General features: G+C 63.4%; 31 protein-coding genes, 1 tRNA gene and 2 pseudogenes. 16 read left to right on the plus strand and 18 right to left on the minus strand.

The genetic code is table 11. The annotated features are described in order from the left end of the window. The first annotated feature begins 360 nt into the window (after positions 1-360). The 4 genes from LB554_RS06640 to LB554_RS06655 all read left to right on the plus strand — a co-directional run bounded on the left by LB554_RS06640 (position 361) and on the right by LB554_RS06655 (position 1870). The gene (locus LB554_RS06640; protein WP_015317039.1) at positions 361-540 is read left to right on the plus strand and encodes a DUF3606 domain-containing protein; all 180 of its coding nucleotides are present in this window, start codon (positions 361-363) and stop codon (positions 538-540) included. Positions 541-787: 247 nt separating this feature from the next. After that, entirely contained in the window at positions 788-1231 is a 444-nt protein-coding gene (locus LB554_RS06645) for a GFA family protein (RefSeq protein WP_015317038.1), read from the plus strand. 112 nt (positions 1232-1343) lie between these two features. Next, entirely contained in the window at positions 1344-1580 is a 237-nt protein-coding gene (locus LB554_RS06650) for a DUF982 domain-containing protein (protein ID WP_023782817.1), read from the plus strand. A 44-nt stretch (positions 1581-1624) separates the two neighbouring features. Beyond that, positions 1625-1870 carry a DUF982 domain-containing protein gene (locus LB554_RS06655; protein ID WP_015317036.1) on the plus strand — a complete coding sequence of 82 codons (246 nt, stop codon included), beginning with the start codon at positions 1625-1627 and terminating at the stop codon, positions 1868-1870. A 67-nt stretch (positions 1871-1937) separates the two neighbouring features. Here LB554_RS06655 and LB554_RS29415 read toward each other — a convergent pair whose 3' ends face one another. Both LB554_RS29415 and LB554_RS06660 read right to left on the minus strand, forming a co-directional pair. Continuing rightward, positions 1938-2072: a hypothetical protein gene (locus LB554_RS29415; RefSeq protein ID WP_263485764.1), complete on the minus strand. Its 135-nt coding sequence runs from the start codon at positions 2070-2072 to the stop codon at positions 1938-1940. Between the two features lie 92 nt (positions 2073-2164). Then, a complete protein-coding gene (locus tag LB554_RS06660) occupies positions 2165-2461 on the minus strand; it encodes a hypothetical protein (protein WP_015317034.1) in 297 nt (98 codons plus the stop codon). A gap of 188 nt (positions 2462-2649) precedes the next feature. Between LB554_RS06660 and LB554_RS06665 the strand changes: the two genes are divergently transcribed. The 7 genes from LB554_RS06665 to LB554_RS06695 all read left to right on the plus strand — a co-directional run bounded on the left by LB554_RS06665 (position 2650) and on the right by LB554_RS06695 (position 5980). After that, positions 2650-3558: an alpha/beta fold hydrolase gene (locus LB554_RS06665; RefSeq protein ID WP_140618061.1), complete on the plus strand. Its 909-nt coding sequence runs from the start codon at positions 2650-2652 to the stop codon at positions 3556-3558. A 383-nt stretch (positions 3559-3941) separates the two neighbouring features. Then, the gene (locus LB554_RS06670; protein WP_224583691.1) at positions 3942-4238 is read left to right on the plus strand and encodes a hypothetical protein; all 297 of its coding nucleotides are present in this window, start codon (positions 3942-3944) and stop codon (positions 4236-4238) included. 35 nt (positions 4239-4273) lie between these two features. After that, a tRNA-Gln gene (locus LB554_RS06675) sits at positions 4274-4347 on the plus strand. A 203-nt stretch (positions 4348-4550) separates the two neighbouring features. Next, on the plus strand, positions 4551-4796 hold the full coding sequence (locus tag LB554_RS06680) for a hypothetical protein (RefSeq protein WP_140716216.1): 246 nt from the start codon (positions 4551-4553) through the stop codon (positions 4794-4796). Positions 4797-5005: 209 nt separating this feature from the next. Continuing rightward, complete coding sequence (locus tag LB554_RS06685; RefSeq protein WP_224583693.1) at positions 5006-5296, plus strand: hypothetical protein; 291 nt, start codon at positions 5006-5008, stop codon at positions 5294-5296. Between the two features lie 142 nt (positions 5297-5438). After that, positions 5439-5645, plus strand: a complete 207-nt coding sequence (locus tag LB554_RS06690) for a hypothetical protein (protein ID WP_015317029.1) — start codon at positions 5439-5441, stop codon at positions 5643-5645. A 110-nt stretch (positions 5646-5755) separates the two neighbouring features. Next, complete coding sequence (locus LB554_RS06695; protein WP_224583695.1) at positions 5756-5980, plus strand: DUF982 domain-containing protein; 225 nt, start codon at positions 5756-5758, stop codon at positions 5978-5980. On the opposite strand, the gene LB554_RS06700 is transcribed toward LB554_RS06695, so the two are convergent. Beyond that, positions 5977-7053: a sensor histidine kinase gene (locus LB554_RS06700; protein ID WP_224583697.1), complete on the minus strand. Its 1077-nt coding sequence runs from the start codon at positions 7051-7053 to the stop codon at positions 5977-5979. The two genes, LB554_RS06695 and LB554_RS06700, sit on opposite strands and share 4 nt — an antisense overlap. A 92-nt stretch (positions 7054-7145) precedes the next feature. Beyond that, positions 7146-7388: a hypothetical protein gene (locus LB554_RS06705; RefSeq protein WP_015317026.1), complete on the minus strand. Its 243-nt coding sequence runs from the start codon at positions 7386-7388 to the stop codon at positions 7146-7148. 265 nt (positions 7389-7653) lie between these two features. Here LB554_RS06705 and LB554_RS06710 point away from each other — a divergent pair, with 265 nt between their 5' ends. Further along, positions 7654-7962, plus strand: a complete 309-nt coding sequence (locus tag LB554_RS06710) for a hypothetical protein (protein WP_140791360.1) — start codon at positions 7654-7656, stop codon at positions 7960-7962. 312 nt (positions 7963-8274) lie between these two features. On the opposite strand, the gene LB554_RS06715 is transcribed toward LB554_RS06710, so the two are convergent. From LB554_RS06715 to LB554_RS06730, 4 genes are all read right to left on the minus strand, one after another. Beyond that, positions 8275-10257 carry an AI-2E family transporter gene (locus LB554_RS06715; RefSeq protein ID WP_224583699.1) on the minus strand — a complete coding sequence of 661 codons (1983 nt, stop codon included), beginning with the start codon at positions 10255-10257 and terminating at the stop codon, positions 8275-8277. Between the two features lie 122 nt (positions 10258-10379). Further along, a complete protein-coding gene (locus LB554_RS06720) occupies positions 10380-11459 on the minus strand; it encodes a D-alanine--D-alanine ligase family protein (RefSeq protein ID WP_224583701.1) in 1080 nt (359 codons plus the stop codon). 22 nt (positions 11460-11481) lie between these two features. Continuing rightward, positions 11482-12099, minus strand: coding sequence for a C39 family peptidase (locus LB554_RS06725; RefSeq protein WP_224583703.1), 618 nt, complete (start codon positions 12097-12099; stop codon positions 11482-11484). Between the two features lie 82 nt (positions 12100-12181). After that, positions 12182-12697 carry a hypothetical protein gene (locus tag LB554_RS06730; protein WP_224584033.1) on the minus strand — a complete coding sequence of 172 codons (516 nt, stop codon included), beginning with the start codon at positions 12695-12697 and terminating at the stop codon, positions 12182-12184. A gap of 216 nt (positions 12698-12913) precedes the next feature. On the opposite strand from LB554_RS06730, the gene LB554_RS06735 reads away from it, so the two are divergent. Then, positions 12914-13162, plus strand: coding sequence for a hypothetical protein (locus tag LB554_RS06735; RefSeq protein ID WP_224583705.1), 249 nt, complete (start codon positions 12914-12916; stop codon positions 13160-13162). Here LB554_RS06735 and LB554_RS06740 read toward each other — a convergent pair. The 5 genes from LB554_RS06740 to LB554_RS06760 form a co-directional block, all read right to left on the minus strand. After that, positions 13149-13973 carry an outer membrane beta-barrel protein gene (locus tag LB554_RS06740; protein ID WP_224583707.1) on the minus strand — a complete coding sequence of 275 codons (825 nt, stop codon included), beginning with the start codon at positions 13971-13973 and terminating at the stop codon, positions 13149-13151. The two genes, LB554_RS06735 and LB554_RS06740, sit on opposite strands and share 14 nt — an antisense overlap. Positions 13974-14020: 47 nt before the next feature. Next, the gene (locus tag LB554_RS06745; RefSeq protein ID WP_224583709.1) at positions 14021-14737 is read right to left on the minus strand and encodes an outer membrane protein; all 717 of its coding nucleotides are present in this window, start codon (positions 14735-14737) and stop codon (positions 14021-14023) included. Positions 14738-14965: 228 nt separating this feature from the next. Further along, entirely contained in the window at positions 14966-15613 is a 648-nt protein-coding gene (locus tag LB554_RS06750; RefSeq protein WP_224583711.1) for an outer membrane protein, read from the minus strand. A gap of 350 nt (positions 15614-15963) precedes the next feature. After that, complete coding sequence (locus tag LB554_RS06755) at positions 15964-16923, minus strand: AraC family transcriptional regulator (RefSeq protein WP_041163409.1); 960 nt, start codon at positions 16921-16923, stop codon at positions 15964-15966. A 226-nt stretch (positions 16924-17149) separates the two neighbouring features. Next, positions 17150-17578 (minus strand): VOC family protein, encoded by a 429-nt coding sequence (locus tag LB554_RS06760; protein ID WP_140716239.1) that lies wholly within the window; start codon positions 17576-17578, stop codon positions 17150-17152. Between the two features lie 154 nt (positions 17579-17732). Between LB554_RS06760 and LB554_RS06765 the strand changes: the two genes are divergently transcribed. Continuing rightward, the gene (locus LB554_RS06765) at positions 17733-17987 is read left to right on the plus strand and encodes a hypothetical protein (RefSeq protein WP_224583713.1); all 255 of its coding nucleotides are present in this window, start codon (positions 17733-17735) and stop codon (positions 17985-17987) included. Between the two features lie 90 nt (positions 17988-18077). Here the strand turns inward: LB554_RS06765 and LB554_RS06770 are convergent, their stop codons facing one another. The 3 genes and pseudogenes from LB554_RS06770 to LB554_RS06780 form a co-directional block, all read right to left on the minus strand. Continuing rightward, positions 18078-19247, minus strand: a complete 1170-nt coding sequence (locus LB554_RS06770; RefSeq protein ID WP_224584034.1) for a PLP-dependent aminotransferase family protein — start codon at positions 19245-19247, stop codon at positions 18078-18080. Positions 19248-19423: 176 nt separating this feature from the next. Next, positions 19424-19874 (minus strand): annotated as a pseudogene (locus LB554_RS06775) (N-acetyltransferase family protein). A gap of 97 nt (positions 19875-19971) precedes the next feature. After that, complete coding sequence (locus tag LB554_RS06780; protein ID WP_224583715.1) at positions 19972-20466, minus strand: hypothetical protein; 495 nt, start codon at positions 20464-20466, stop codon at positions 19972-19974. A 106-nt stretch (positions 20467-20572) separates the two neighbouring features. On the opposite strand from LB554_RS06780, the gene LB554_RS06785 reads away from it, so the two are divergent. After that, positions 20573-21169, plus strand: a complete 597-nt coding sequence (locus LB554_RS06785; RefSeq protein WP_041163408.1) for a DUF922 domain-containing Zn-dependent protease — start codon at positions 20573-20575, stop codon at positions 21167-21169. A 47-nt stretch (positions 21170-21216) separates the two neighbouring features. Here the strand turns inward: LB554_RS06785 and LB554_RS06790 are convergent, their stop codons facing one another. Beyond that, positions 21217-22752 (minus strand): acid phosphatase, encoded by a 1536-nt coding sequence (locus LB554_RS06790; protein ID WP_224583717.1) that lies wholly within the window; start codon positions 22750-22752, stop codon positions 21217-21219. Positions 22753-22947: 195 nt separating this feature from the next. Here LB554_RS06790 and LB554_RS06795 point away from each other — a divergent pair, with 195 nt between their 5' ends. Further along, positions 22948-24216 carry a cytochrome-c peroxidase gene (locus tag LB554_RS06795; RefSeq protein ID WP_224583719.1) on the plus strand — a complete coding sequence of 423 codons (1269 nt, stop codon included), beginning with the start codon at positions 22948-22950 and terminating at the stop codon, positions 24214-24216. 196 nt (positions 24217-24412) lie between these two features. Here the strand turns inward: LB554_RS06795 and LB554_RS06800 are convergent. After that, positions 24413-24697 (minus strand): annotated as a pseudogene (locus LB554_RS06800) (GIY-YIG nuclease family protein); the annotation flags it as partial. Between the last annotated feature and the right edge of the window lie 178 nt (positions 24698-24875).

Here is a 24875-nt window from a genome sequence, read left to right on the forward strand (position 1 = left end):
ATATGGGTGGGTGGGTTTTGGGCGCAAGCGTCAGGCTGGGGACGAAGTCCTATCTGGTCCGGACACCGGTTCTGGAGTGCGAAGGCTGCGGCGGCACTGGACAGGTTTTCCAATGCCCGCGCTGGACGAGTTCCAGCGGCCTTTGCTGCCCCGCCGGCACGCATCGCCGCGGCTGTCCCGGCGCCAGCGCGCGCTGCGCCCAATGCAGCGACACCGACAGCACCGGCCCGACCTCTTCATCGGCCTAGGCTGAACTGGCGTTGCTCCGCGATGGAACCAGCATCGCCGATCCGTGTTATGTGTGACCGCGACATATAGGCGTCCGCGCGACCATGCGGCTTACAGAAAGTGAGGCCCGACATGCCTGACGACAAATCCAAGACCAAACAGGACCGCAAGCTGGTCTCGAGCGAGGAAACTTACGAGGTCGCGGCCTTCGCGCGCAAATACGGCATTCCGCAGAGCGAGGCCCAGACCATCATCAAGCGCTACGGACCCTCGCGCAAGAAGCTCGACAACCACATGGCCGCCCGCGGATAGAAGGAGCGGCCGCAAGGCGGCAACCAATTCGCCGGCATGGCGTTGAGGAATGCTGCGGGCCGCGTCAACCGGGCTCGGCGGTACGGTGAACAGGATGTCTTTTTCCCGGTTTCTCATCCTGGCCAACGAAATGGCAGACGAGCATCTGTCCCGCCCGGCCCGCGGCATGCCAAACTGACGGAGCCTGCCACGGATGGAGCAGCCCTATGGCAGGCAAAGCCAGGCTGGCGAAACGGAGGGCGCAACCATGTCCGACACAACACGCAGGACCGGCAGTTGCCTGTGCGGTGGCGTGCATTTCGTCGTCAACGGCCAGCCGTCGCGGGTTGGCCTTTGCCATTGCAAGGATTGCCGCAAGGCGGGTGGTTCGGTCTATTCGGCCTTTGCCATCTGGCCGCGCGATGCGTTCGAGACATCGGGCGAAGTCGCCAGCTACGGCACACGCAGCTTTTGCCCGACCTGCGGCAGCCGCGTCGCCTGGGTCGACGACAACGAGGCCGAGGTGATGCTCGGCAGCCTCGACGTCGCACCGACGGATCTGGCACCGCAATATGAATTGTGGACCGGCCGGCGCGAAACCTGGCTGCATGCCTTGCCCGACGCCGAGCAGTTCGAACATGATCGGCCGCAAGCACAGGATGTCGATCCGCCGGCGCCCAGGCCCTTGTCGGACGCCGTCGCGCGCGACTGAAAGCATGGTTAAAAATTGATTGTCCGGGCTCGGAACCCTCCCCTGACGCCGACGTTATCCGGCGCTTCCTCGGTGCATGTCGGCCGATGTGCATGATCCATGGAGACGACCGTTGAACGACAAGATGTTTCCCCGACCGATCCGCCTGAAATTCGCTCCCGAGCGGGAGCGCGTGGTGCGCAGCGCCTGGGAGGGGCTGGAATGCCTTGGCGACTGGCCGGCCGGACAAGGCCGTCGATACCGCGCGGCACTGCGCAGCTGCCGCGATGCGCTGGACGGCTGGACGCCGGCGGAAAAGGCGATGCGGGCGATGATCGACGCCGCGCGCGAGGCGCGCATCCTGCAATGAGGCCCTGGTAGCGGGCAATGAGGACCCAGTAGCGGGAGAAACCAATGGCCGGTTTGATGCTGTCGACACCGCTGCGGGTCAAGCCCCATGGCTCGGACACGATCCGCGAGGTGGCCACGCTTCAGGACGCCAGTGAAATCCTGATCGACTGGCCACAGGCCAGGCGCGGCCCCTTCTACCAGACCGCGCGCGAAAAGATCGAGTCGGCCCTGGCCAACAATGAGGGCGCGGCACAGGCGCAGGAAGCCTTCACCGCGCTCTGCGATCACGCGGGCCTTCTGGTCAGGTAAGCCAAGGCACCCTGCAAACGAAAAGCAGGCGAACTCGCCTGCTTTCTTGTGCGGAACCGCTTTCGGGTCATTCCACTGGCAGACCGCCGTCCACGATCGGGTGGGTGGCCTCGAAGCCGAAGCTCTTCGGCGCCATCAGCATCAGAACGATGACGATGGCAATAGAGGCAAGCAACGCGGCGGTACTAGCAACATCTCTCACGGCTCCATCCTTTCCAGATCCGGTTTTGCCAGAGAAACGTTTCCTGATCCGCGAAGTTCCTCCGCCGTCATGACAATGCTGCTGAACGATCTCTACTGCTTTGGCGGCTGGGGCGGCACTTCACCCGGCTTGATGACCGGCGTCTTGCCTTCGTCGGGCGCCGGCGCGGCCATGCCCTGATCGCCAGTAGGCGGCGGTTTCAGCACGCCACCGCAATCATTGAGCTTCTCGCTCAGGTCGCCGTTGCCGGGCTGCTGCTTGCCGCCCTGATCCGTTTGTGCCCGGCATTTGTCGGCCTGCTGGTTCGGCGACTGCTGGGCCGTCTGTGCCGCTGCCGGCAATGCCAGGGCCAGCATCGCGGCGCATGACGCAATGACGAGGGATTTCATCTCGGCCTCCTTCGTTGAAGCCGCCCCACGGCGGCCTTCCGTTCACGGGGACAACGTCCGCCGGCCCAAAAGGTTGGCCCAAGGGATTGGGGGAGAGCTTGCGCGGGATCGGCCCGTTGCGGCCGGCGCTTGCGAAGGCGCCGCAACCAATCCCGTTCTCCAGCCGTTGCCTGTGCCGGAGGCCAGCCATGTTCGAGCATTTCCAGCCTATCGACGTCGATATCGAGGACGCCGGCATCTTCGTGCGCCGCGCCGGTGCCGGACCGGCGGTGCTTTTGCTGCACGGCTTTCCGCAAACCCATCTGATGTGGCGCGATATTGCGCCGCTGCTTGCTGATCGTTTCACCGTCATCTGCGCCGACCTGCGTGGCTATGGGCGCAGCGCCTGCCCGGCCTCGAGCGCCGATCATGCTCCCTATGCCAAGCGGGCCATGGCATCGGAGATGGTGGCGATGATGGCCAGGCTCGGCTTTACCAGCTTCATGGTCGCCGGCCATGATCGCGGCGGGCGCGTCGCCTACCGCATGGCGCTCGACCATCCCGGCCGTATCGAAAAACTCGCCGTGCTCGACATCGTCCCCACGGCCGACGCCTGGGATCGGGCCGACGCCCGGCTGGCCCTCGGCTTCTGGCCGTGGTCCTTGCTGGCACAGCCCGAACCCTTGCCGGAAAAGATCCTGGCGGGCGCCGCCGACGCCATCGTCGACAATGCGTTGGGTGGCTGGGGGTCGTCGCCCGATGTCTTTCCGGCCGGCATCCGCCAGGCCTATGTCGAAGCCTTGCGCGACCCCGCCCACCTCCACGCGATCTGCGAGGAATACCGGGCCGCGGCAACGCTGGACCGCGATCACGACCGGGCGGACAAAGCCGCCGGCCGGCGCATCGCCTGCCCGGTGCTGGCCTTGTGGAGCGGGCAAGGCGCGCTCGCCGAATGGTATGCCGGCGAAGGTGGGCCGTTGGCGCTCTGGCGGAACTGGGCCGACGACGTGCGCGGCCGCGCGATCTCGGGCGGACATTTCTTCCCGGAGGAGGCGCCCGCGCAAACGGCAGGTGCGCTGATCGATTTCTTCGGCGGGCTCAAGTCGGATGCCGGTTAGCCACCCGCCACCGGGCACCTCGGATCAGCCGGCTGGTTCCTCCGCTATATCCTCGCCCTCGGGCTCGCCGGGCCGGAAAGGATCGGGCATTCGCGGACATTCCTCGAACCGATGGTCGCGGCCGCCGCAGAAGGAGCAGCACATCGCCTCGCGGCCCTCGTTTCCGGGCCGCCATTGCGGTGTTTCGTAAGGTTTCCTGCCGTCCATGCCCAGCAATGCGCGACGCCTGATTTGGTTGCGCGGCGCGCCAACGCGCGCCCGGCTAGGCCCGTCGCGGAACCAACGGACACGATAGGGGGTTATGTGTGACAATGCATGCGGCCATTCCCCGGCGAATCCGGGCCAGCCGCGTTCGCAATTCCGTCAAACCGAAGAGAACCATCATGTCCGCTGGCGTCCCAACCCTGTTGATGGCCATGGCCGTCGTGCTCGCGGCGACCGGTCTGGCCGATGCCCGGCCCGACAGCCGCTCCATGGGCTGCGCTCAGATCCGGGCCATGATCCAGAACCACCGCGCCGTGGTGCTGACCACTGGCCCCAACACCTACGATCGCTATGTCAGGCAGTTCGGCAACGAGTGCGACTGGCCTGAAGTGCCGATGTCGGCCTATGTCCCGTCCCGCGACGGGGACTGCCCGGTCTATCGTTGCGAAGAGCCGGTCAACAATTTCCCGAATTGACCGCAAGCTGCCTGGGCGCCATAACGTGCCGGCTTTCCCGCTTCGTCTAATGGTAGGACAGCGCCCTTTGAAGGCGTGAATCGTGGTTCGAGCCCATGAGCGGGAACCAGGCAGCTGCAAGCCAACGAGTAGCCGGAACCAGGTCTGGTAGCTCCCGATCCTCTCCGATCAATGATGCCGTGATCCGGGACAGGAACCGGCCGGTATCCGGGCAGGAGGAAGGTGGCTTCCTCCCTGGACCTCCGTCGCGATTGACGGCCAGGTAACGTCACGTTAACTTTAATTTAGCTTAAGCTAAACTAGGGGGATCTAATGAAGATGGTTTTCATTTGCCTGGCGCTTGTCCTCGCCGGCTCAAATGTCGCTGCGGCACACGAAAAGAAGGCGACCGTCACCGCCTCGAAGGCATGCGCTGGTCTGTCGATCAAGGCGGCGGTGGCAGCAAAATTGGACTGCACAGCAACCGGAACAGCAACGTCGACCCCGACCGACGCAGCGAATGCCAAGCCGCGGCTTGGGTACCAAAACCCCTGGACCATGTCCTCGTTTGGCCTTTGATGTTCCCGGAATTCTGGCTGCCCAGAGGCGCGGAGACCGAAGCCGCCGGGCTTTTGATAAGGCGTGAGTGCGCCGTCAGATCTCGCTCCTGGCCTGTTCCCGCACGTCCTGAGCTTCTCGACAATCGGACCAACCGATTGGGATCGCTGCCGTCAGCATGAAACCTTGCGGCGTGTTGGACGTTCATTGTCGGCCAACAGGAGAGTTTCATGGATCCGGCAACCGCGGCGGTGATGATCATGCTGTCGTGCGACGCATCGCTCTGTCAGCCCACGGAGTCGCGCCCGGTCGCCTATTCATCGATGGCGCAGTGCCAAGCGGCGCTTGAAATCAGATTGGCACCCTGGCCGAGCGGCGAAATGGTCGGCCGGTGCAAGCAGGTCGACCGGATGGCGACCGGCTCGATTGCCCCGGAAGGCTATGCCTCGGTTCAAGTCACGCGTGGAATCGGCGGCGATGCGGTCACCACCAACTATTTCGTTCCGAGAGCCGACGACTGAATCAGAGGCCGGACGCCGGGGCTACCGGGCGGTTGATGATTCGCCCGCGGACATCGGCAGGTGTTTGAAGCGAACCTCCTGAAACCATTTCATGGACCCCGCGTTGACGACCCGGGGCACCGCCAGACACTGGAGAGAGTCCATGACCGTCAATTGCCGCATATCCATCGACAACAGGCCTGACGCCACCAATGTTACTTTCCAGGCGGTGCCGCGCATTGGCGAGAGCGTGTCCCTGTCGGTCGACGGAAACCCACAGGATCTGCGGGTCTCGCGCGTCGTGCACGTTCCCAACGGTGGACTGGAAGGCGCCGCGATCATCGTCGAAGTGACGACCAGCATCCTCTAGGGATTGGTTCGCGCGGAGATGCCCGGAAAGCCTCACGCTACAGTGATCGGCGGCGATGAAACCTCATGCCGCCCAACGCGTTCCACGGGCTAAACATGGTCTAGGTTCCAATGCAAACTGCATGGTTCTCCAAGCCCGTCGTCGTTTCCGTAGGCGTTGCCGGAGGCATCCGCAACCTGTCCAACACACAACAGGCGATCGAACTCCTGACGACACATTGGCGCGATGCCGGGAGCCTGAAACATCAGTCCGCGCTGCGCGCCTGCCGCAGGGCAATGAGCAGGTGCAGCCCGACAGGGAATAGGGGCGGCGTCCAGACCGGCGGATCGCCCTAGATGCCGAAACCCGGCGAAACACCATCGGCCTCGCTGCCGGCCTGCGCCACGATGATGGAGGCCAGCGGCGCGCTCAGCTGCCATTTGAGATGGCCGGGCGACCGCTCCAGAATGGCGGAGCCACCGAGCGACTGCGGCGCCACACGCTGCAGCACGACAGTGCCGAACCCCTTGCGCGTGGTCTGATCGCGCCGGTCGCCGGGATGCGGTTCGCAGTTTTCCTCCCAGGTCAGCTGGAATTCCCATTCGCCAGCGGAGCCGGGAGCATGCGCTCCCGAGCCGATGGTCCAGGTAATCTCGACCCGGCCGCCTTCGCTGCCCAGCGCGCCATACTTTGATGAGTTGGTGCCCAGTTCGTGAAAGGCCATGCCGAGGTTCTGCACCGCGTTCGACTGCAGCGTCAGGACCGGGCCGGAGAGCAGGATCTGCTCCTCGAGGCCGAAGGGCTTGAGATGTTCCTGGATAAGGTCGAACAGGCTCGCCCCCGCCCACTCGGAGGTGACGAGCAGATCGTGCGACCGCGACAGTGCCATGATGCGGGCGCGGATCAATTCCTCGAACTCGCCTGGACCATTCGAACGCTTGCTGGTCTCCCTGACCATCGACAGGATGACCGCGAACTGGTTCTTGACCCGATGGTTGACCTCCCGCATCAGCAGCCTGATCCGGCGCTCGCTTTCCTTGGCGGCGGAGATATCGCGGGCGATTTTCGAGGCGCCGATGATTTCGCCATCGCCGTTCTTGATCGGCGAAATCGTCAGTGAGACCGAAATCAGCGCTCCGTCCTTGCGCTTGCGCGTCGTCTCATAGCTCGCCACGCGGTCGCCGCTGCGAATCTTGCTGATGATCTCGGTCTCCTCGCTCTTGAGGTGATCGGGAATGAGCATGAGGACGGATTGGCCGATCGCCTCCTCGGCGGTGTAGCCGAACATGCGTTCCGCCGCCTGGTTCCAGCTTTGGATGACGCTGTTCAGGTCCTTGCTGATGATGGCATCGAAGGAGGAATCGACAATTGCCGCGAGCCGGGCGTCGGCGGTCGCCCCCTGTCTGTCGCTGCCGTCGATGTCGTTCATCGCCACCCGCAATTGCATCTTTCCCGATCAGATAAGGCGCAAACGGATCAAGGCAATCGCCGGCGCGAGAATGGAAGGCTTACCGCGAAGTTTTACTCCGCCTGTTCCGGCGGGGCCTTGCCGTCGCCATTGGGCAGGAGCACGCCGAATTCCTGCGACTTGGCGCCCACCTCGGCCGTCAGGAAGCCATCGGAGGCAAGGCCGCGGCGCAGCAATTCGCGTACCGCCGCCGAGCGGCTGGGCATGCGTTTGTCGAAACGCCAGTTTTCCAGTGCGGCCAGTTCATCCTGGGTCAACATGATCTGCAGTCGTTCCGGGCGTTCCAGGTCAGCCATGTGCGCCTCCAAGCGCAAAGATCAGGCGAGTTAGTAACCGTCTCATTCTACTTACAGTTAGGAATTTCGGCATCCTGCGTCAAGCGCGGTCAGTGGGTGAATGCAGCGTCGTACCAAAGATGATCATCCAACGCAGGTTGCCCATTCGTGTAACTATGCTAACTAGCTGATTTTATTAATTCTTTTTTCACTTTTAACTTGCCATGCGCCGCCATGGGGCGCATCCTGCCAGCTTGAGGAAACCAACTCGCTTTGGGAGGTTTCAATGCGATACGATTATTCCACGCGGCTGCGTGAAGACGTCTATGCGAGCGTCCGCGCAGCGTTCAAGACCGCGGGCATCATCAACGTGTCGGTGGTGGCGGAAAGGATCAGGGTCAGGAACCTGGCCGAGAACGTCGCCCTCGAGGACATTGAACATCTGGTCCTGCAGGCTGCACAACTGGTTGGTGCTGCGATCGAATTCGACGCTTTGGGCAACGGATTGGCCCCGCCTGGAACCGGACTCGTCGAGAACCGTGATGAGAGCTCGATGATCCCTCTCGGTCTGCATCGATCAGGCTCGATGCAATAGCCAGAAGCGCCAGGTGCGACGGCTCCATGCGCCATGGAACCAGTCCGGCCTTCGGAGATTACCGCATCGTCCAGCAGAGGAGGATGTCGTGAAGGCCCTGCGCAGTCTGCTTGCCGAACTGTCGTCGAGCTGGCTCCAGCGCCGCAAGGCGCAAAAGTCATCCGCTGGAAATCCAGTCAAACCCGCGTCCCCCGCCAGGCCGCGACGGTGAGGCCGGTACACAAGCCAAGGTCGCCCTCCTCCCGCGATGTCGCTTCCAATATGTGAACGACCGAGATCGACCCAGTCTCGGAGATCAACCGGCACCCACGGCTAGGTCGAGGCCGCCGAGGCCTTTTGGGAGGTGGCGCGCTGTCGCCGCATCCGGCGTTTGGCGACGAGCTTGAGGGCAATTGGCGGCTCGTTCGACAGCGCGCCGACCACTGCGTCCACCATGCCATGCGCCACGAAATCCGCGTTGATGTCACGGGCGAGCTTCGCGGCCGCTTCCTTGTCCTCATTGGGGCCCTGCGACCAGAACACGATTCCCACCCTCAACGCCGCTTTCGCCCGCTTCAGCCGGCGAACCAGAAACCGGGCATGCTTGACGGAATCCCGGTTCAGGAAGCCGACTACCACGGTATCGATGCCTTCGAGCTCGAGACGGCGGATGTTGGCGGGTTCCATATCGGCAAAGCCGGCCTTCGACACCGTCGTGCCCTGGACTTCCAGCACCTGTGCCAGCATCGCGGCGGCGGCATCGTCCAGTTCACCGCGCCCGCCTGTGCAAAGCACCGACAGATCCGTGCCGTCGGGCAGTTCGGTCTCGTCTTCGCGGGAAGGATCCTTGTCATCCGGCTCCTCTTCGGCCGCCGGCGGGGCATCCTCTTCCTCTGCTTCCTCATGCGCGCTGTCGTCGAGGTTTGCCACCATCACCAGGGCGCTCTCGGCCACCTGACGCCTTTGCTGGTCGCCCATGACACCGCGCGCACGGTCCTGCTCGCCCAGCAGCAGGGCGGGAATGGCCACCTTGTCGTAGAACTCGACCAGATATTTCTCTTCCAGCATCTCCTCGGCGTGATCCGTGGCTTCGTCAGGGTCACCGGCCAGCAGACGCTGGTAGAGGCGTGCATGAGGTTCGAGCACGGGCTCGTTGCCAAACAGGACATCGAGGAACTCAAACTGCGGCACGTGCCTGCCCAGCACCACCAGGCACACGGTGAGCGGCGTTGACAAAACCAGCCCGAGCGGGCCCCACAGCCACGTCCAGAAGATGGCCGCAACGATGATGGCCAGGGACGACAGCCCGGTTCGCGAGCCATAAAGCCAGGGTTCCACGACATTGCCGGTGATCAGTTCCATCACCACGAACAGGGCGGCTGTCCACAGCACCAGCGACCAGCCCGGCGCCACGGCCAGCGCCAGGAACAGCGGCAGCAGCATGCCGATCGCCGGGCCGATATAGGGAACGAAACGCAGGCCAAGGGCCAGCAGCCCCCACAGCAAGGCATTCGGAATGCCCAGGATCCACAGGCCGGCCGCAATTGGTACGGCGTACACGATGTTGACGACCAATTGCATCAGCAGGTACCGGCCAACACGCTTGCCGGCATCCTGAAGCGCCTCGGTGGTACGGTGAAGGTCGCCATACCCGACAAGGCGGATAAAGCGGTCGCGCAAATCCTCCCGCTCCAGCAGCATGAAGATGACGACGACGATGATCAGCCCGGCCGATCCGAGCGGGCTGATCAGCGGCCCGACTATGTTCTGCAGAACCTCCAGGGGTCTTTCGCGCGAGACGATCTCGACCGGCACCGGTTCACGCGGCTTTTCCGGGGTGGCGGCCGGCGGCGACGTCTCCTGCCTGTCGATCTCCTGGCCGACACGTTCGACCACCTTGCTCAACTTGGCAATGATCCCTCCCCCAACGCCAGTCTCCTTGAGCGAGCGGACCTTGGTCAGGATGTTGGCCTGGTAGACCGGGATGTTTTGCGCCAGTTCGCTGACCTGCGTGGCGACGATGAAGCTGAAGAGGGCAAGTGCGGCGAAAGCCCCCAATACGCTGACGATGACGGCGGCAATCCGGGGAATGCCGGCCCGTTTGAGCGCGGACACAAGAGGGGCAAGCGCGAAAGTCAGCAACAGCGCGATCGCTATCGGTAGAAAAACCTCACGCCCGAAATACAGCGCCGCCACCGTGGTGACGATGGTGGCTACATTGGGCAACGCCGTTCGGGGGTGCGGGGCGGCGGGCGAAAGAATATCCTCCAAGCCATGCGCGGGCGACGCCATTCCGTTTCGACGATTGGCCGCCATTCCGTGCCTCCCCTGCCAGCCCCATGATCGGGCATATAGAGCCGGCCAGCAACATTAGCCAGAGGTGGAAAGACACGCCGTCCAAAGGGCGGTTTATCCGATGCGGCGGCCGCTGACTCGGATCAGCGCGCGCCGTGCCGCGCCAGCGCATGCTCGATCAAGATATCGATGACCTCGCTGTAGCCGATGCCGATCGCGGCCAGCGCCTTGGCGTACATCGAGATGTCGGTGAAACCGGGCAGCGTGTTGACCTCGTTGACCAGCAGGGAGCCGTCGGCGCGCAGGAAGAAGTCGACGCGCGCCATCGCCTCGCAGCCGAGCGCCTTGAAGGCTTGCCCAGCCATTTCCCTCGCCCGGTCGATCACTGCTGCCGGCACATCGGCGGGCACTTTGACCACCGCGCCGTCGGCGTCGAGATATTTGGCCTCATAGGTGTAGAAGCCGTGCTTGCCGGCCGGGATGATCTCGCCGGGCAGCGACACCGTGAGCGAGCCGTCGGCCCGTTGCAGCACCGAGCACTCGATCTCGCGGCCTTCGACGAATTCCTCGATCAACGCCTTGCCGTCATAGCGGAAAGCCGTTTCGACGGCCTGATCGAAACCATCCCTGTCGTTCACCTTGCTCACTCCGAACGACGAGCCCTGGCGCGCCGGCTTGGCGAAGAATGGCAGCCCCAGCGCCCCGGCGATCTCCTGGAAGGACCCGACGTCGTTACGATGGACGGTGACCGAGCGGGCGACGGCAAGCCCGGCTCCGTGCATGAGCCGCTTGGCGACATCCTTGTCCATGGCCGCGGCCGAGGCCAGGATGCCGCAGCCGACATAGGCGACGTCGGCAACCTCCGCATAGCCCTGCACCGAGCCGTCCTCCCCGAAAGGCCCATGCAGCACGGGGAAGACGACATCGACCGGCGCCAGGTCAGCCCGCGTTCCCATAGGCGACGCTGAGATCAGCCGGCCCTTGCCGCCGGGCAGCAGGGCTATCTCCACGCCATCCTGCGACACTGGAGCTCCCGCCCGTTCGCCGATGGCCTCGGACGCCGGCTGCAGCAGCCATCTGCCCTCCCTGGAAATGGCTATCGGCACCACCTCGTAGCGCGTCCGGTCGATGGCCTTCAGCATATTGGCGGCCGAAAGCCGCGACACGTCATGCTCGGCCGAGCGCCCGCCATAGAGGATCGCAACCCTGATCTTTCCGGTCATCGAAATCCCTAAACTGTCAAAATCAAATGGCGACGGCAATGCCGCGATTGGCAAAGAAGCGGTCGAAAGCGGCTGGCGCCAACACTGCGTTGGCCTGTGTGGCACTGGTATGGCCGGATGGGTTGTGAAAGCGGAACCCTTCATCCGAGGCGGCGGTGACCAGAACCAAATGTCCGCCCTTCGACGGCGGCTCGCGCTCGGGCCAGCGGATCGAACTGCTGACCGAAGCGATGAAGAACCGCGACCGGCCGAGGATCGACGGAATGTCAGCCGTCGCGACATCGGTCATCACCTCGGCATCGAGGCCGAATTCCGCCTTCACGAAGGTGACGAAGGGCGCATAGATCAGCCCCTTGATCGAGCCTTCATTGACGACATAGCCGCCAAACGGAGTGCATCGCCGGGCCAGTTCGATCGTCGGCACGATCTCGCCGCGCGTCGCCAGGACCATCTTGAGACATGCCATGCCGCAGACATTGGCGGCCCAGGCCGTGTATTCGTCGAGCGTGGCAGCGCCTGATGCCTGCCATAGCGGATCCCGCCGCAACGCGGCTTCGGCGCCGTCGGCGAGCACCGCCAACGTCATGTCAGGCGTCTCCCACTGACTGAAAAACGGCACGGTTTCAGGCAATGGACTCATGCGAACTCCCCGGGTCTTCAACTCGTATACGAGCATACAAGATTGGAGAAAAGCCGCTCGGACCTGTCGAGGCGCGCGGCGTCTACTCGACCTTCGTCCAGCCAAAAACCAGCCAGGCGTATTTCGATTTTTCGTCGGGTTCGGCGGTATAGGTCATCTGGATGTCGCCGCCCTTGGCGTAGATATCAAGCCGGGGTGCCGTGTCCAGCTCCAGCCATAGCGAACTCTTGTTGAAGAACCAGGTTCCGCACCAGATGCAGGAACCTGATGCCGGGTCACCGGGCTGATGGAAATTGTAGCGGCCGTCCGCCGTGATCTCCAGATAATCGAACGCGCCGTAAAACGCGGTCACCGTCTGCTGGAACTCATTGGCGGCCGCTTCCTGTTCCGGCGTTGCCGCATCCTTCATGTCGCGCGGCGGCCGGGTGGTCGCGCCGCTGAGTTGCCATTTGCCGACAAAGTCCTTCTGGGTCGGAAGATATTCCTCCTGAGCCCTTGCCGAAGATATATGAGAAATTGTTAATATGAATGGTGTGGCCATGCCCAAAATCGCAAGCAACGGCGCGGCGACACGGATCGCCCTGGCTGGTTTTTGCATAAAAATTGTTTCTCCACGGTGGGCAAGATATGGTCTGTTCGGGATGTTATTGGAAAGGCCGCGCGCATTGCTTTGAGGTCGATTCCCGTCCGCCGTTTCCCGGTTAGCACCGCAGCCAACAATCTGGCAACGCAAGGCACGGCTCAACAAGGCTGATTGGCGTCAGTCTCCACCGTCTCGTGCCGCTTGCGAATGTGCCGGCGCGAGAAAGCCCGCTTGCGGCTGGCAGCCCTGTCATTGACCGGATGTGCCGGTTGTTTCCCGCCTTCTTTCGAGAGCGAAGAGGTCGGTCGGCGCACCGTGCGGCGTCACCTCGCCTTCGAAGCGAAAAACGTGTTTTTCCAGGACGCGCCGCGAAGGCGGCATCGGCCGTGCGACCAGTCCGATAACCCGCTCGGCATGCAGGTCGAAGGCAAAAGCCAGGCCGCGCCTTTCCAGTCGTGCCGCCGGCTCACTTCGTATTGATCACCGAAGCGGCCCGATAGGTGTCCATGGTCGCGCCGTTGCGGTCCTCGTCGAACAGCGTATCGCTGCCGAAGCTGGCGCGCAGGCCGATGACGACCTTGTTGGCTCTGGTGTCCTGCGTAGACGTTTCGAACTTCCTCCGCTCGAATTCATAGCGTCCGAACACCGCCCATGGCGTTTCGTCGAACCGGTACATGGCCTGCACGGCGGCACCGACCACGTCTTCGTTGGTGCCGTTATAGTCGGTTCGGTTGAAGTCGAGCTCCGCATCGAGGCGAAGGTTCTTCCGGACGAAGTAGCGCGCCACCGCGCGTACGCCCCATTGGTCGCCATGAAAGTCGCTGATGGTGAGCTGGCCGAAACTGGCTTGGCCATAGAGGGTCAGATTGCCGAAATAGAGTTGTGCTTCCGGGCCGACCGCATAGTTGTTTACGGTCACGCCGCTTTCGCCGACAGATGTGTAGGCGGCGAAAATGCCGGCGGCGAAACGGTCGGGATCGCGGTAGAAGCCATGGACCGCACCGCGCGTGTCATCCAGGGGATCGTAATGGCCCCAGATGCGGTCGTAGGTCAGGTCGCCCTGCAAATTCCAGCGCTCGGCAAACGGAATGTTGATGCGCACGGCGCCGCCGCCGGCCCGGGTCGTGTAGTCGTCGCCGACGAAGCGAAGCCCGCCGAGATAGAGTTCGCCGTAGCCCGAAACATGCGGCGTCACCACCGTCTCCGCTGCCAGCGGCTGCTGCGTATCGGCGGCGTAAGCAGAGGTCGCGGCGACCAGCGACGACGCGGCGAAGATTGAAAAGCGATGCATTAGAGCCCTCGAATGCGAATTTCCGGACCAGCGTCCGGCCGTGGAGATCAGAATTTGTACGCCACGCCGATCCGCAGATCCTGTGTCGTCAGTTCGATGGCATCCCGATTGAGGGGAGCGCCATTGGAGAAGGCGTGGCGCACGGAGGTGTGGCGGCCGAAATCGGCGAACCTGTATTCGCCCCGAACCACCCAATTGTCGGTGACGGCGTATTCGCCGCCGGCACCCAGCGTATAACCCGCGACGGTATCTCGGACGTCGGCATAGGGACCGCCCGGAATGTTGGTGGTCGTGTGTTTGTAGCTTGCCACCGCCAGGCCGCCGGTGACGAAAGGAAGCCAGCGATCGATCGCATAACCGGCTCTGAGGCGCACGGTGCCTACCGCCTCAAGCTCGAGCTCGCCACCAAAGGCGGGGTCGTCGACGCCGAGCGCCCGGTAGAGCGTCGTGTCGTTCACGCTTGCAAAGCTGTAGTCTCCCTCGACGCCAACAACCAATCCGCTGTCGAACTGCTTGTTGTAGCCGGCAAACACACCGCCGAAACCGCCGGACGGGCTGTAACCCCAGCCGTAATTGTCGAAGCTGCCCGGCGCGAAAGTCTGTCCGACCCTGGCGTCGCTCCGGGTATATCCGGCCTGTGCTCCGAAATAGCCGCCGGACCAGTTGTAGCTGGCCGCGACCGGCAAGGTCTCGGTGGGGTCGGCGGCCAACGCCATGCCGGCGGGAACGAAAAGAAAGGCAGTGGCGAGAAGAATCGTTTTCATTGCTTGTCTGCTGTCCCCGGGATGCTGCACCACGACCGACATGGTCAGTGGCGGTCAGTCGAAGCTACGGTGTTGCATTGATCGCCGGCGGCGTCTTGGGCTGGACAGCATCGGAATTGTCTTGGAGCGCGCCGCCGCACCCCGCCCGGCCGGTGTGGCCGTTCAGCATCAGCCGCGGCGCAGGCAAAACCCCGGCGCGGACGCCAGGGTTTTGTTCGAACCGGCCTGTCAGAACTTATAGCTGAGGCCGACGCGTAAATCGTGCGTCTTGAGATCGATGTTCGAAACCGTGCCAAGACCAAAAATCGGCACCGAGAGATCCTCTTTGCCAAAGTCGGAATAGCGATATTCGACGCGGGCGATCCATTTGTCGGTGAAAGCGTGCTCGACGCCGGCCCCAACCGTCCAGCCAAGATGGGTTTCGTCGTGGATTGTTACTGTACCGAGGGGACCACTGCTGACCACACTCATTTCATACTTGGCCGCTGCCACGCCGGCACTGATATAAGGCAACGTCCGATCGAACGCATAGCCGGCCCGCAGCCGGGCCGAACCCGACCACTTGAGTTCGCTCGACAACAACGCGCCGGCACCGGCGAAGGTCCCCACCGCATCGACATTGCTGTAGGCAAGGTCAGCTTCGGCGCCGAGCACGAAACGGTTCGCCAATTCCTGATTGACGCCGATATGGATGCCACCAATAAAACCGTCCGGATCGAAGGCAGCATTGACGTCGGTGCCCCCAATGCCGGCGCCGCCGATGAAGAGATTGGATTTCCCGGCTACGTAACCGAAGTGAACGCCGGCATAGAGGCCGGACCAGTCATAGCCGGCAGCAACCGGCAAGGTTTCGTTGACGTCCGCCGCGGACGCCATGCCGGCTGGCGCAAGCACGAGGATGGTGGCGAGAAGAATCGTTTTCACTGTTTGCTACCCCAATGATGTTGCTTTCCCCGGCCGTGGAAAATACTCCGCGGCGACCCGGGTATCGTCGAGGTTTTGCATTGTTCGCGGGCGGCGTCTTGGGCTGAGCCGCATTGGAATTGTCGTGGAGAGCGCTGCGGCACTCGGGCCGATCAGTGTGGCCGTTCGGCATCAGTCGATCGGTTCGAAGACGACTGATCCGACTCGCTTCGAGTCCTTGTCTTTGATATCGCGCTTCCGCCCGGAATTGCGGAAAACAAGGAGTTAGAGCGGCCATCGATTCCGTGAAGCGACGATTCGTTCTAACGGGCGGCGTTCGGCGTTGAGCCGAAGCGGCGGCGGAAACAGCGATTGAAATAGGAGACGTCGGAAAAGCCGCTCAACAGCGCGATCTCGCTGACCCGCATGCGGTCGTTGCGCCGGTCGCGCAGCATGCGGTGGGCTCTCTGCAGACGCAGTTCGAGAATATGCTCGGCGAAACTCGAGCCCGTTTCCTGCAGGAGATCATGGACGTAGCGCGCGGAAAGCCGCAAACGCTGGGCGATATGCTGGGCCGAGATGCCGGGATCGGCGAAATTGTCCCGCATCGTCTGCAGGATGGCTTGCAGCCTTGCCGCGCGCAGGCCTCGCACGCCCGCCAGCTCGGCGATCTCGCCCTTGGCGCCCGTCGCCAATCCGATCAGGTCGACGATCGTTTCGGTGGCATGGGCGACAAGATCGGGCAAGAGCAATGCCGGCCCCGCTTCCAGGAAGCCGCAATAGCGCTTGAGCATGTCGAGCGCTTCATTGTCGACGCCGATGGTCAGCGCCAGGCGGTCCTCGACATGGGCGAAGGCATTTTCCATGATTTCGCGGGGCACCACGACATTGGTCCAGACATTGCGGTCGCCGCCGGTCATTTCCAGCGCTTCCGAAGCCGAGACCAGCGCGCCTTCGCCCCTGCCGATGCTGTAGTCGCGGCCGGTCTGCACACCGCTCAGCCTGGTGTCGCCATCGTTGACCAGCAGCAGATAGCCGTCGCGGCCGTCGTCGGCGATGTTGCGCGTCTTGCGGCTCGCATGCTTGATCGTCCCGGCCATCCGCCCGAGCACCAGCGGCCCGATGGCGGTGGCTTCGATATCCGCCTGAAACGGCACATTGCCGGAGATGGCATATTCGACCGACCAGATCTCGGCGACATGAATGTCCTGCCAGAGCGCGAAGCGCGCGCGGTCGTCGAGATGCGACGGCAGATCGAGCGAAGAGAAGACGTTCTTTTTCAACGAGCAACCGGCCTTTCCCGCGCACGCGTCTTCCCTGAAGCCGCACCGTATGGGACCGATTTGCCTCTTGTCCAGAGACGGCGCCATCCATGCTCCGCAGGACAATTTCAGTGCCGCCCAGGTCAAGAATCCGATCGGATTGGCCGGTGTGGCGTCCGAGTCTCCGAAATACCCCGGAAATGCGGCATCGGAATCACCTCGCCTCGACGCGGTCGATCGATTGCTCCTAGAACGTGATCTTCACCGACGCGGCGCTGCGGTTGGCCGGGCCGTGGTGGACGGCCTCGATGTTGTTGCCGTCCGGGTCGAGCAGGAAGGCGGCATAATAGCCGGGATGATAGGACCGCTCGCCCGGCGCGCCATTGTCCGTGCCGCCGGCTTCGAGCCCGGCCTTGTAGAAGGCATCGACCATGGCGTGATCCCTGGCCTGGAAGGCCAGATGATGACGTCCGGTCAGCTTTCCCAGCGCGGCCCGGCTGTCGGCGCTGGAAATGAACAATTCGTCGGCCCAGAAATAATCCTCGCCGGTGCCGCCGATCGGGACACCAAGGACTTGGAAAACCGCCTCGTAGAAACGCCGGCTGGCGGGGAGATCCCGGACCACGAGCTGGAGGTGGTCGATAAGCCGGCCGCGATGCAATTCCTGGGTGTCCATGAAAGCGCCTCCTCGCAAGGCCCGAATTTAGGCGCGGTCGGCAGGGCGTCAACGCGGGGCGCGTGCCTCTGCTGACAACCAGCGACAATTTTTCGAGGCCGAATGGAACTTTTGGGCCGATGGCAAGTTTGGTGGCGCGGCGGGAGAATGTCGGTTGGATTGTTTACAGAAGCTTGAAGCGCTGGTCGACGGCGCCAATGCCGATGCCATCGAGGAAGCGAACGCATTGCTGCGCCGGTTCAAGGACAGGTCTGAACAGACGACGCGGGCCATCGACGAGTTCATGCTGGACTTCAAGACATTGGTCTTCGTCGTCGAAGCCGGCGAAGAGGGTTTCGAAAAGCCGATCCGCAAGCTCGCCCGCGCCAGGCTTGCAAAGCTCAAGCAGCTGGTGAACGTGCCGGCTTAGGCGCATGCCGCTCTTGCTATTACGCAATTCCTAAGGAAAGCGCTGGGCGCTTTCCCGGGAAAACCATTTGAGACTTTCGTGGAATTTGCTCTAACCCTTGAGCAGCGCCGCCAGCCGGGGAATGCCCTCGCTCACCGCGCTGCGGGTGGCCAGCGTGAACGACAGCCGCAGCGTGTTGCGCCCGGTGCCGTCGGCGTAAAAGGCGTTGCCCGGCACGAAGGCGACCCGCGCCTCCTTCACCGACCGTGCCAGGAGGTCCGTGGCGTCGGTGCCTTCCGGCAGCGTCACCCAGACGAACATGCCGCCTTCCGGACGGCTCCAGGTCACCCCCTCTGGCATGTTGGCTTCAAGCGCGCCGAGCAGGCCGTCTCGGCGCTCGCGGTAGGCGCCGATGAGTTTTTCCACCTGGCCGTCGAACACGGCTTCGGCGACGCGGTGCATCACCATCTGGTTGACGGACGGGCTGTGCAGGTCCGAAGCCTGCTTCATCAGCACCAGCCTTTCCACCACGCGGCGCGGCGCACAAACCCAGCCGACACGCATGCCCGGCGACAGAATTTTCGAGAACGAGCCGCAATAGAGCGTGCGCGCCTTGTCGATGCCGCCGGACCTGATGCAGTCGAGCGCCAGGATCGGCGGCACACCCTCGCCGTCATAGCGCAGCGCCCGGTAGGCGGCATCCTCGATGACGGCGATGTCGAGCTCGCCGGCAAGGTCGAGCACCGCTTCGCGCTGCTTTCGGTCCAGCGTGTTGCCGGTCGGGTTGGCGAAATCGGGCACCAGATAGGCGAATTTCACCTTGCCGCCATTGGCGGCGGCGGCAGTGTGGTAGGCTTCGGGCGTCATGTTGCCGCCCTCGGGCCGCAGCCGGTCATAGCGGGGCTCGTAGGCGTTGAAGGCCTGCAGCGCGCCGAGATAGGTCGGCCATGTCACCAGCGCGGTATCGCCTGGCGACAGGAACAGCTTGCCGAGATAATCCAGCGCCTGCTGCGAGCCGGAGGTGATGAAGATGTTGGCCTCGTCGCAGGCCACGCCGAGCTTGCCCATTTGCCCGGCGAGCCAGCGCCGCAGCGGCAGATAGCCTTCCGAAACCTGGTATTGGAGTGCTGCCCCCGCTTCCGGCCCGCCGAGCACGTCGGCATAGGCATCGCGGATGGCGTCTGCCGGAAACAGCGACGGATCGGGAATGCCGCCGGCGAAAGAGATGATGTCGGGCTGGTCGAGCAGCTTCAACAGCTCGCGGATTTCGGAGGCCTTCATGCGCGATGAGCGCGAGGCCAGAAGGTTCAAAAGGGTCACGACACGCCTCCCCGGACGTTTTTACAATAGGTCAACCTGACTGACCTATATCCGCTTTGCCAGGCGATTTGAATAGTGCCTGAAGGGCTTCCGCTATACGCCAGTCACCGCCAGGCCCGAACCGGCGAGGGTTTCCGCTAAAGGCTCTTCTTGTAACCAATATGGCTGGCACTGAAGCCGAGCCCTTCATAGAAGCGGTGCGCATCCGCTCGTCCCTTGTCGGTGGTGAGCTGCACAAGGCCGCAGCCCCGCGCCCGGCACTCGTCGATCGCCCATTCGAACATCTTCTTGCCGACGCCGTCGGAGCGCCTGTCGCTGACAACGCGAACCGCCTCGATCTGCCCGCGCCAGCCGCCCTTGCGCGAAATACCGGCAAGGAAGCTGATCTGCAGGGTGCCGATTACCTCCGCGCCATCCACGGCCACGGCAAGCAGCTGATTGGGATCGGTATCGATGGCGTTGAAGGCATCGATATAACCCTGCGCCAACGGCGTCTTCGCGGGCGGCACCCAGCGGATCGTCGGCGAGCATGGCGACGATGGCTGGCAGGTCGGAGGCTTGCGCCTTGCGGAATTGGATGTCGGTCATGGACGTGAGATACGGCCGCCCGGCGCTGGCGGCAAGCCGCTGATGGAATGGATCAATGGGCGGCAGGACAATGAGGGGCGGCGCAACCTCTCGAGGTTCAATCCCCGTCGCCCGCGGGCTTCGCCTTGCCGCACTGCGCCAGCACCTTGCCGATTGCCCCACTGGAACCCTTCAGCGCAAAACTGATCGAACCATATTTGGCAGCGCTGACCGACACGTCCCCCTTGGACCGCAACAGGTCGAGCAGCGGGTCCCCCTTCTCCAGATCGACCACGAAATAATTGTACATCGCCTCCAGCTGCAGCGTCTTGGTCACCGTCTTGCCGTCGGCCTTGAAGTCGAACGCGCCGCTGATGCCCGGTTCCAGTTGTTGGCCGCTGGCGCCCAGATCGTAGCTCAGCACCGGTTTGTCGTAGCAATTGAGCATCAGATAGGCGTCGCCCCTGGGCCCGCCGCAGACCGAAGCGGTCAGCACGCTGCCACCCTCGTCTTCCTCCATCTTGGCGCTCCAGCCGCCGCAGGATGCCGCGAAGGCCGATTGCGAGCCAAGCACCGCCGCCAAGGCACCGGCGGCAACGAGATTTCTTCTCATGACGTCCCCCTCCGGGCCATTTGCAGCGCCCGCCGGCAGCATATAGGAAAAGCCGTTGAATAGCGTTGCCTGAATGGCAGGGCCGCGCGCCTCGGAGAGAGCAGTGTTGAGAGCCTGTGTTCGCCTGTATCTTCCGACCGCCGCCCTGGTGGCCTTCCCGCTTGCGGCGCATGCCGAGTGGAAGCCTGTCGAGAAGGTCGAGACCTACGCCATTTCAGGCCAGTCCGGGCTCGAGCTCTACCGGTCGATTGGCGAGAACGGGCCGAATGTCGGCATTACCCGCGCCATTGCTCACACCAATTTCAAGCTGACCTGGACCAGGGATTATCAGCCGCGTGCCGGAGCCTGCGTGCTGGTCTCGGCCAAGCCAAAGCTCATCATCACCTACACCTTGCCCAGCCCCTCCTCGCCGCTGCCGTCCGCCATCCAGAAGAACTGGGAGGTTTTCCTCGCAGGCGTCAGCGCCCACGAAAAGGTGCATGGCGCGACCATTGTCGACATGGCGCGCAAGATCGAGGCGGCGACGGTCGGCCTCACCGTTCCCGACGATCCCAAATGCAGCAAGATCCGGGTCGAGATGACCAAACGCCTGTCCGCCCTTTCGCAGGCGCAGCGGCAGGCAAGCCGCGATTTCGACCGCATCGAACTCGGCCAGGGCGGCAATCTGCAAAAGCTCATTCTTGCCCTGGTCAATGGCGGCTGAGCCACCGCGCCTCGCGGCGCGGTGGCATATTCGCGGTTCGCTCCGCCCTAGCGGCTGAGATTAAGCGCGGCTGACAAATCCCCCATCGGCGGCTCGCCATTGGCGGCCAGCGCCTTGTCGCGGGCGACGATGCCCGTCAGCACCGGCAGATCGTAGCGCGCGGTGATGAAGCGCAGGATCGACGTCGTATCGTATTGCGTGTGGTCGACCGTGCCCATCCTGGCATAGGGCGAGACGATGAAGGCCGGGATGCGGTTGCCCGGGCCCCAGCGGTCGGCCTTGGGCGGCGCGACGTGATCCCAGAAGCCGCCATTCTCGTCATAGGTGATGACGACCAGCATGTGGCTCCATTGCGGGCTCTTCTCCAGATGCGCGACGAGGTCGGCCAGATGCCGGTCGCCCGATGTCACGTCGGCATAGCCTGAGTGCTCGTTGAGATTGCCCTGCGGCTTGTAGAAGGCGACCTGCGGCAGCTTGCCGTCGTCGATCGCCTTGATGAACTCGGCGCCATCCAGGCCGCCATCCCTGAGATGCTCGGTGCGCGCTGCGGTGCCGGGCGTGTAGGCGGCGAAATAGTTGAACGGCTGGTGGTGGAACTGGAAGTTCGGCACCGGCGTGGCGTTCTTGCCGTCGAGCGCCGTCTGCCAGGCGCCGGCGTACCAGGCCCAGTCGACCCCCTTCAGCGACAGGAGATCGCCGATGGTGATGTCGTGCTGCGGCGGCAGTGTGGTGGGAGCGGCCGGATCGGCCAGCGCCTTGTCACCGCCCTCGGCAGGCTTGTTGGCGCTCGGCTGATAGGGCGGCTGCATGGTGTTGACGGCGTAAAAATCGGGCGTGATGGCGCCGTCATTGACGAATTTCGGCACGCCGCCCAGCGCCGACGGCGGCGAATTGTCGGCCACCTTCAAGGTCGTTCCGTCGGCCTCGACCACGGCGATCTGGCCCTTGATCGGACTCGTGTCGGCATGCGGATAGACCGGCGTACAGGCGCAGGCGAGCTGGAAATGGTTGAGGAAGGAGCCGCCAAAGGCGCCCTGGAAGAAATTGTCGGCCAGCACATATTTCTTCGCCACCTGCCACATCGGCAGGCTCGAGCCGTCATAATGGCCCATGACCAGCCCGCCGGAATCGGCCCAGGCGACGAATTTATCGTTCTTGCCGCCGTCGATCTGCATCTGCTCCTGGTAGAAACGGTGCCACAAATCGTGGGTGATGACATTGGTGCCTTCGTTGAAGCCTTTGGGATCGTCGATGGCGAAGGCCGCGTTGGCCAGATGCGCGGTCTGCGCCTCCGTCACCACGGGCGTGACGCCCTTTCCGGTCAGCCCACCCCAGGCCGGGGGCAGTTCGGTCAGCGGCTTGCCGTCGCGATCGAGCTGGCGCGCCTGGTCGGCCGAGACATTGGCCAGCCCATTGGCGCCGGGGAAGCCGCCATAAAGATTATCGAAGCTACGGTTCTCCGCATAGATGACGACGACGGTGTCGATCTTGTCGAAGCCGGGAGGGGCGGCATTGGCGGCCGCAAGGGGAAACAAGGCCGAACCGGCCAGACAAAAGGAAGTGAGGAACTTGGGCCTCGTCATGGAAAGACCTCGTGGCTTGACTGTGGCTATGGGGCTTATGCGGCTATGGCGCGGGAACCATGGGCAGCTAACGTGGATGCCTTGTCACCTTTGTGACATCCGCCGCCGCGGCGAACACGGTTTCCTGAGCACTGGGACCGGTCATCAATCCGTTGCACTGCGTTCTTATTTCCGGGCCAAAGCGGACCGTGCCCCATGATGACGAGACGATGGAGAAGCCTGGTGATCGCGAGTGCCGCGATCTCGGCATTTGGCTTTGCCGCGCCCGCGAATACGGCGGGGCCGGACGGCGTCCATCCCGGTCCGCTGTCGCGTGCGCAAGCCTTCGCACGGGCCGAGGCGCTGACTGCCTTGGGGCGAAAGATGTTCTTCGACCCGGCGCTCTCGGCTTCGGGAAAACAGGCCTGTTCCTCCTGCCACGATCCGCGCCATGCCTTCGGTCCGGCCTCGGCATCTCCCGTCGAGATGGGCGGCCCGAACCTCGACCAGTCCGGCGTGCGCGCGGTGCCGTCGCTGCGCTACCTCGAGGCGGCACCCGCCTTCACCGAGCATTTCCACGATTCCGAGGACGAGGGCGACGAGAGCGTTGACAATGGCCCGACCGGCGGTCTGACCTGGGACGGCCGCGCCGATCACGGTGTGGACCAGGCGAAAATCCCCCTGCTCTCGCCGTTCGAGATGGCAAACAAGGATGCCGTGGCGGTCACCGCCGCCTTGCGCAAGTCAGCCTATGCCGATGAGTTCAAGGCAACCTTCGGCAACGATGTCTTCGACCGCCCGGACGATGCCTTCGACGCCGCCGCCGAGGCGCTTGGCACGTTCGAGCAGAGCGCGGTCGACTTCTACCCCTATTCCAGCCGCTACGACGCCTTCCTCGCCGGCAAGGCGACGCTATCGGCGCGGGAACTGCATGGCCGCGCCCTGTTCGAGGACGAGGCGAAAGGCAATTGCGCCTCCTGCCACCTCAGCGAACCGGCCAATGACGGTGAGCCGCCGCAATTCACCGATTTCGGCCTCATCGCCATCGCCGTGCCGCGCAATCCGGCCATCCCGGCCAACGCCGACCCGGCCTATGTCGATCTCGGCCTGTGCGGTCCCCTGCGCACCGATTTCCGTGGCCGCACCGACTATTGCGGCCTGTTCAAGACACCGAGCCTGCGCAACGTGGCGCTGCGCAAGAGCTTCTTCCACAACGGATATTTCCACACGCTGCGCGAAGCGGTGGCCTTCTACGCCAGCCGCGACACCGACCCCGGCCGCTGGTACCCGAAAAACGCTTACGGTACGGTCGACAAATATGACGATTTACCAAAGGCTTACTGGCCGAACCTGAATCAAGACCCGCCCTTCGACGGCAAGAAACCCGGCGACAAGCCGGCGCTCGACGATGCCGAGATCGACGACATCGTGGCGTTTCTGCAGACGCTGACGGATGCGGATCAGGCGGCGAAGCGGTCGCAGTGAACTGGGAAGCCACGTCGTAAGGGTCGCTAGTTGACGTGGGGATTAGCCGAAGCCCTCCCTCGCTTCGTCATCCTAGGGCGGAGCAAGGAGCGAAGCGACGCGGCGCAGACCCTAGGATCCATGCCGCGACGCTTGCGACGGGTAAAACTGTGCCGAACCTGGCTCCAACCTCCGACGAAACGCCATCAAACCGCGACCAACCTGTTCCGCGAAACAGCTCGAACCATTCCGGATTGGTCTTCTCGATCAGTTCGATCTTCCATTGTCGCGACCAGCGCTTCAGCGATTTCTCGCGTTGAATGGCGTCACGAATGTCGAAATGTTCCTCGTACCAGACCAACCGCTGCACACCGTAGCGCCTGGTGAAGCGCGAACCTTCGCCGGATTTGTGCTCCGGCATGCGGCGACCGAGATCGTTGGTGACACCGATGTAGATGGTGCCGCCCTTCTGGCTCGCGGTCATGTAAACATAGCCGGTCATGCGTTGACGGTAACCGCCAACCCGTCCGGGGACTATCCTCGTTCGCCGTATTTTTTCGGCCCACGTCGCGGCATGGATCCTAGGGTCTGCGCGGCGTCGCTTCGCTCCTTGCTACGCCTAGGATGACGAAGGGAGGGAGGGCTTCGGCTAATCTGAGAGGTATGGGATCGCCGCCAGC

Source organism: Mesorhizobium sp. CO1-1-11, assembly GCF_020164995.1.
Lineage (GTDB): Bacteria > Pseudomonadota > Alphaproteobacteria > Rhizobiales > Rhizobiaceae > Mesorhizobium > Mesorhizobium australicum.

Excerpts from the sequence above, each read along its gene's own strand:
- LB554_RS06700 (WP_224583697.1), bottom strand. The coding sequence starts at position 7,053 with ATGAACGACATCGACGGCAGCGACAGACAGGGGGCGACCGCCGACGCC.
- LB554_RS06780 (WP_224583715.1), bottom strand. The coding sequence starts at position 20,466 with ATGAGAAGAAATCTCGTTGCCGCCGGTGCCTTGGCGGCGGTGCTTGGC.
- LB554_RS06720 (WP_224583701.1), bottom strand. The coding sequence starts at position 11,459 with ATGACCGGAAAGATCAGGGTTGCGATCCTCTATGGCGGGCGCTCGGCC.
- LB554_RS06740 (WP_224583707.1), bottom strand. The coding sequence starts at position 13,973 with ATGCATCGCTTTTCAATCTTCGCCGCGTCGTCGCTGGTCGCCGCGACC.
- LB554_RS06665 (WP_140618061.1), top strand. The coding sequence starts at position 2,650 with ATGTTCGAGCATTTCCAGCCTATCGACGTCGATATCGAGGACGCCGGC.
- LB554_RS06760 (WP_140716239.1), bottom strand. The coding sequence starts at position 17,578 with ATGGACACCCAGGAATTGCATCGCGGCCGGCTTATCGACCACCTCCAG.
- LB554_RS06690 (WP_015317029.1), top strand. The coding sequence starts at position 5,439 with ATGACCGTCAATTGCCGCATATCCATCGACAACAGGCCTGACGCCACC.
- LB554_RS06660 (WP_015317034.1), bottom strand. The coding sequence starts at position 2,461 with ATGAAATCCCTCGTCATTGCGTCATGCGCCGCGATGCTGGCCCTGGCA.
- LB554_RS06680 (WP_140716216.1), top strand. The coding sequence starts at position 4,551 with ATGAAGATGGTTTTCATTTGCCTGGCGCTTGTCCTCGCCGGCTCAAAT.
- LB554_RS06640 (WP_015317039.1), top strand. The coding sequence starts at position 361 with ATGCCTGACGACAAATCCAAGACCAAACAGGACCGCAAGCTGGTCTCG.
- LB554_RS06795 (WP_224583719.1), top strand. The coding sequence starts at position 22,948 with ATGATGACGAGACGATGGAGAAGCCTGGTGATCGCGAGTGCCGCGATC.
- LB554_RS06645 (WP_015317038.1), top strand. The coding sequence starts at position 788 with ATGTCCGACACAACACGCAGGACCGGCAGTTGCCTGTGCGGTGGCGTG.
- LB554_RS06655 (WP_015317036.1), top strand. The coding sequence starts at position 1,625 with ATGGCCGGTTTGATGCTGTCGACACCGCTGCGGGTCAAGCCCCATGGC.
- LB554_RS06705 (WP_015317026.1), bottom strand. The coding sequence starts at position 7,388 with ATGGCTGACCTGGAACGCCCGGAACGACTGCAGATCATGTTGACCCAG.
- LB554_RS06730 (WP_224584033.1), bottom strand. The coding sequence starts at position 12,697 with ATGCAAAAACCAGCCAGGGCGATCCGTGTCGCCGCGCCGTTGCTTGCG.
- LB554_RS06695 (WP_224583695.1), top strand. The coding sequence starts at position 5,756 with ATGCAAACTGCATGGTTCTCCAAGCCCGTCGTCGTTTCCGTAGGCGTT.
- LB554_RS06770 (WP_224584034.1), bottom strand. The coding sequence starts at position 19,247 with ATGAAGGCCTCCGAAATCCGCGAGCTGTTGAAGCTGCTCGACCAGCCC.
- LB554_RS06685 (WP_224583693.1), top strand. The coding sequence starts at position 5,006 with ATGGATCCGGCAACCGCGGCGGTGATGATCATGCTGTCGTGCGACGCA.
- LB554_RS06725 (WP_224583703.1), bottom strand. The coding sequence starts at position 12,099 with ATGAGTCCATTGCCTGAAACCGTGCCGTTTTTCAGTCAGTGGGAGACG.
- LB554_RS06790 (WP_224583717.1), bottom strand. The coding sequence starts at position 22,752 with ATGACGAGGCCCAAGTTCCTCACTTCCTTTTGTCTGGCCGGTTCGGCC.
- LB554_RS06745 (WP_224583709.1), bottom strand. The coding sequence starts at position 14,737 with ATGAAAACGATTCTTCTCGCCACTGCCTTTCTTTTCGTTCCCGCCGGC.
- LB554_RS06670 (WP_224583691.1), top strand. The coding sequence starts at position 3,942 with ATGTCCGCTGGCGTCCCAACCCTGTTGATGGCCATGGCCGTCGTGCTC.
- LB554_RS06750 (WP_224583711.1), bottom strand. The coding sequence starts at position 15,613 with ATGGCGTCCGCGGCGGACGTCAACGAAACCTTGCCGGTTGCTGCCGGC.
- LB554_RS06715 (WP_224583699.1), bottom strand. The coding sequence starts at position 10,257 with ATGGCGGCCAATCGTCGAAACGGAATGGCGTCGCCCGCGCATGGCTTG.
- LB554_RS06710 (WP_140791360.1), top strand. The coding sequence starts at position 7,654 with ATGCGATACGATTATTCCACGCGGCTGCGTGAAGACGTCTATGCGAGC.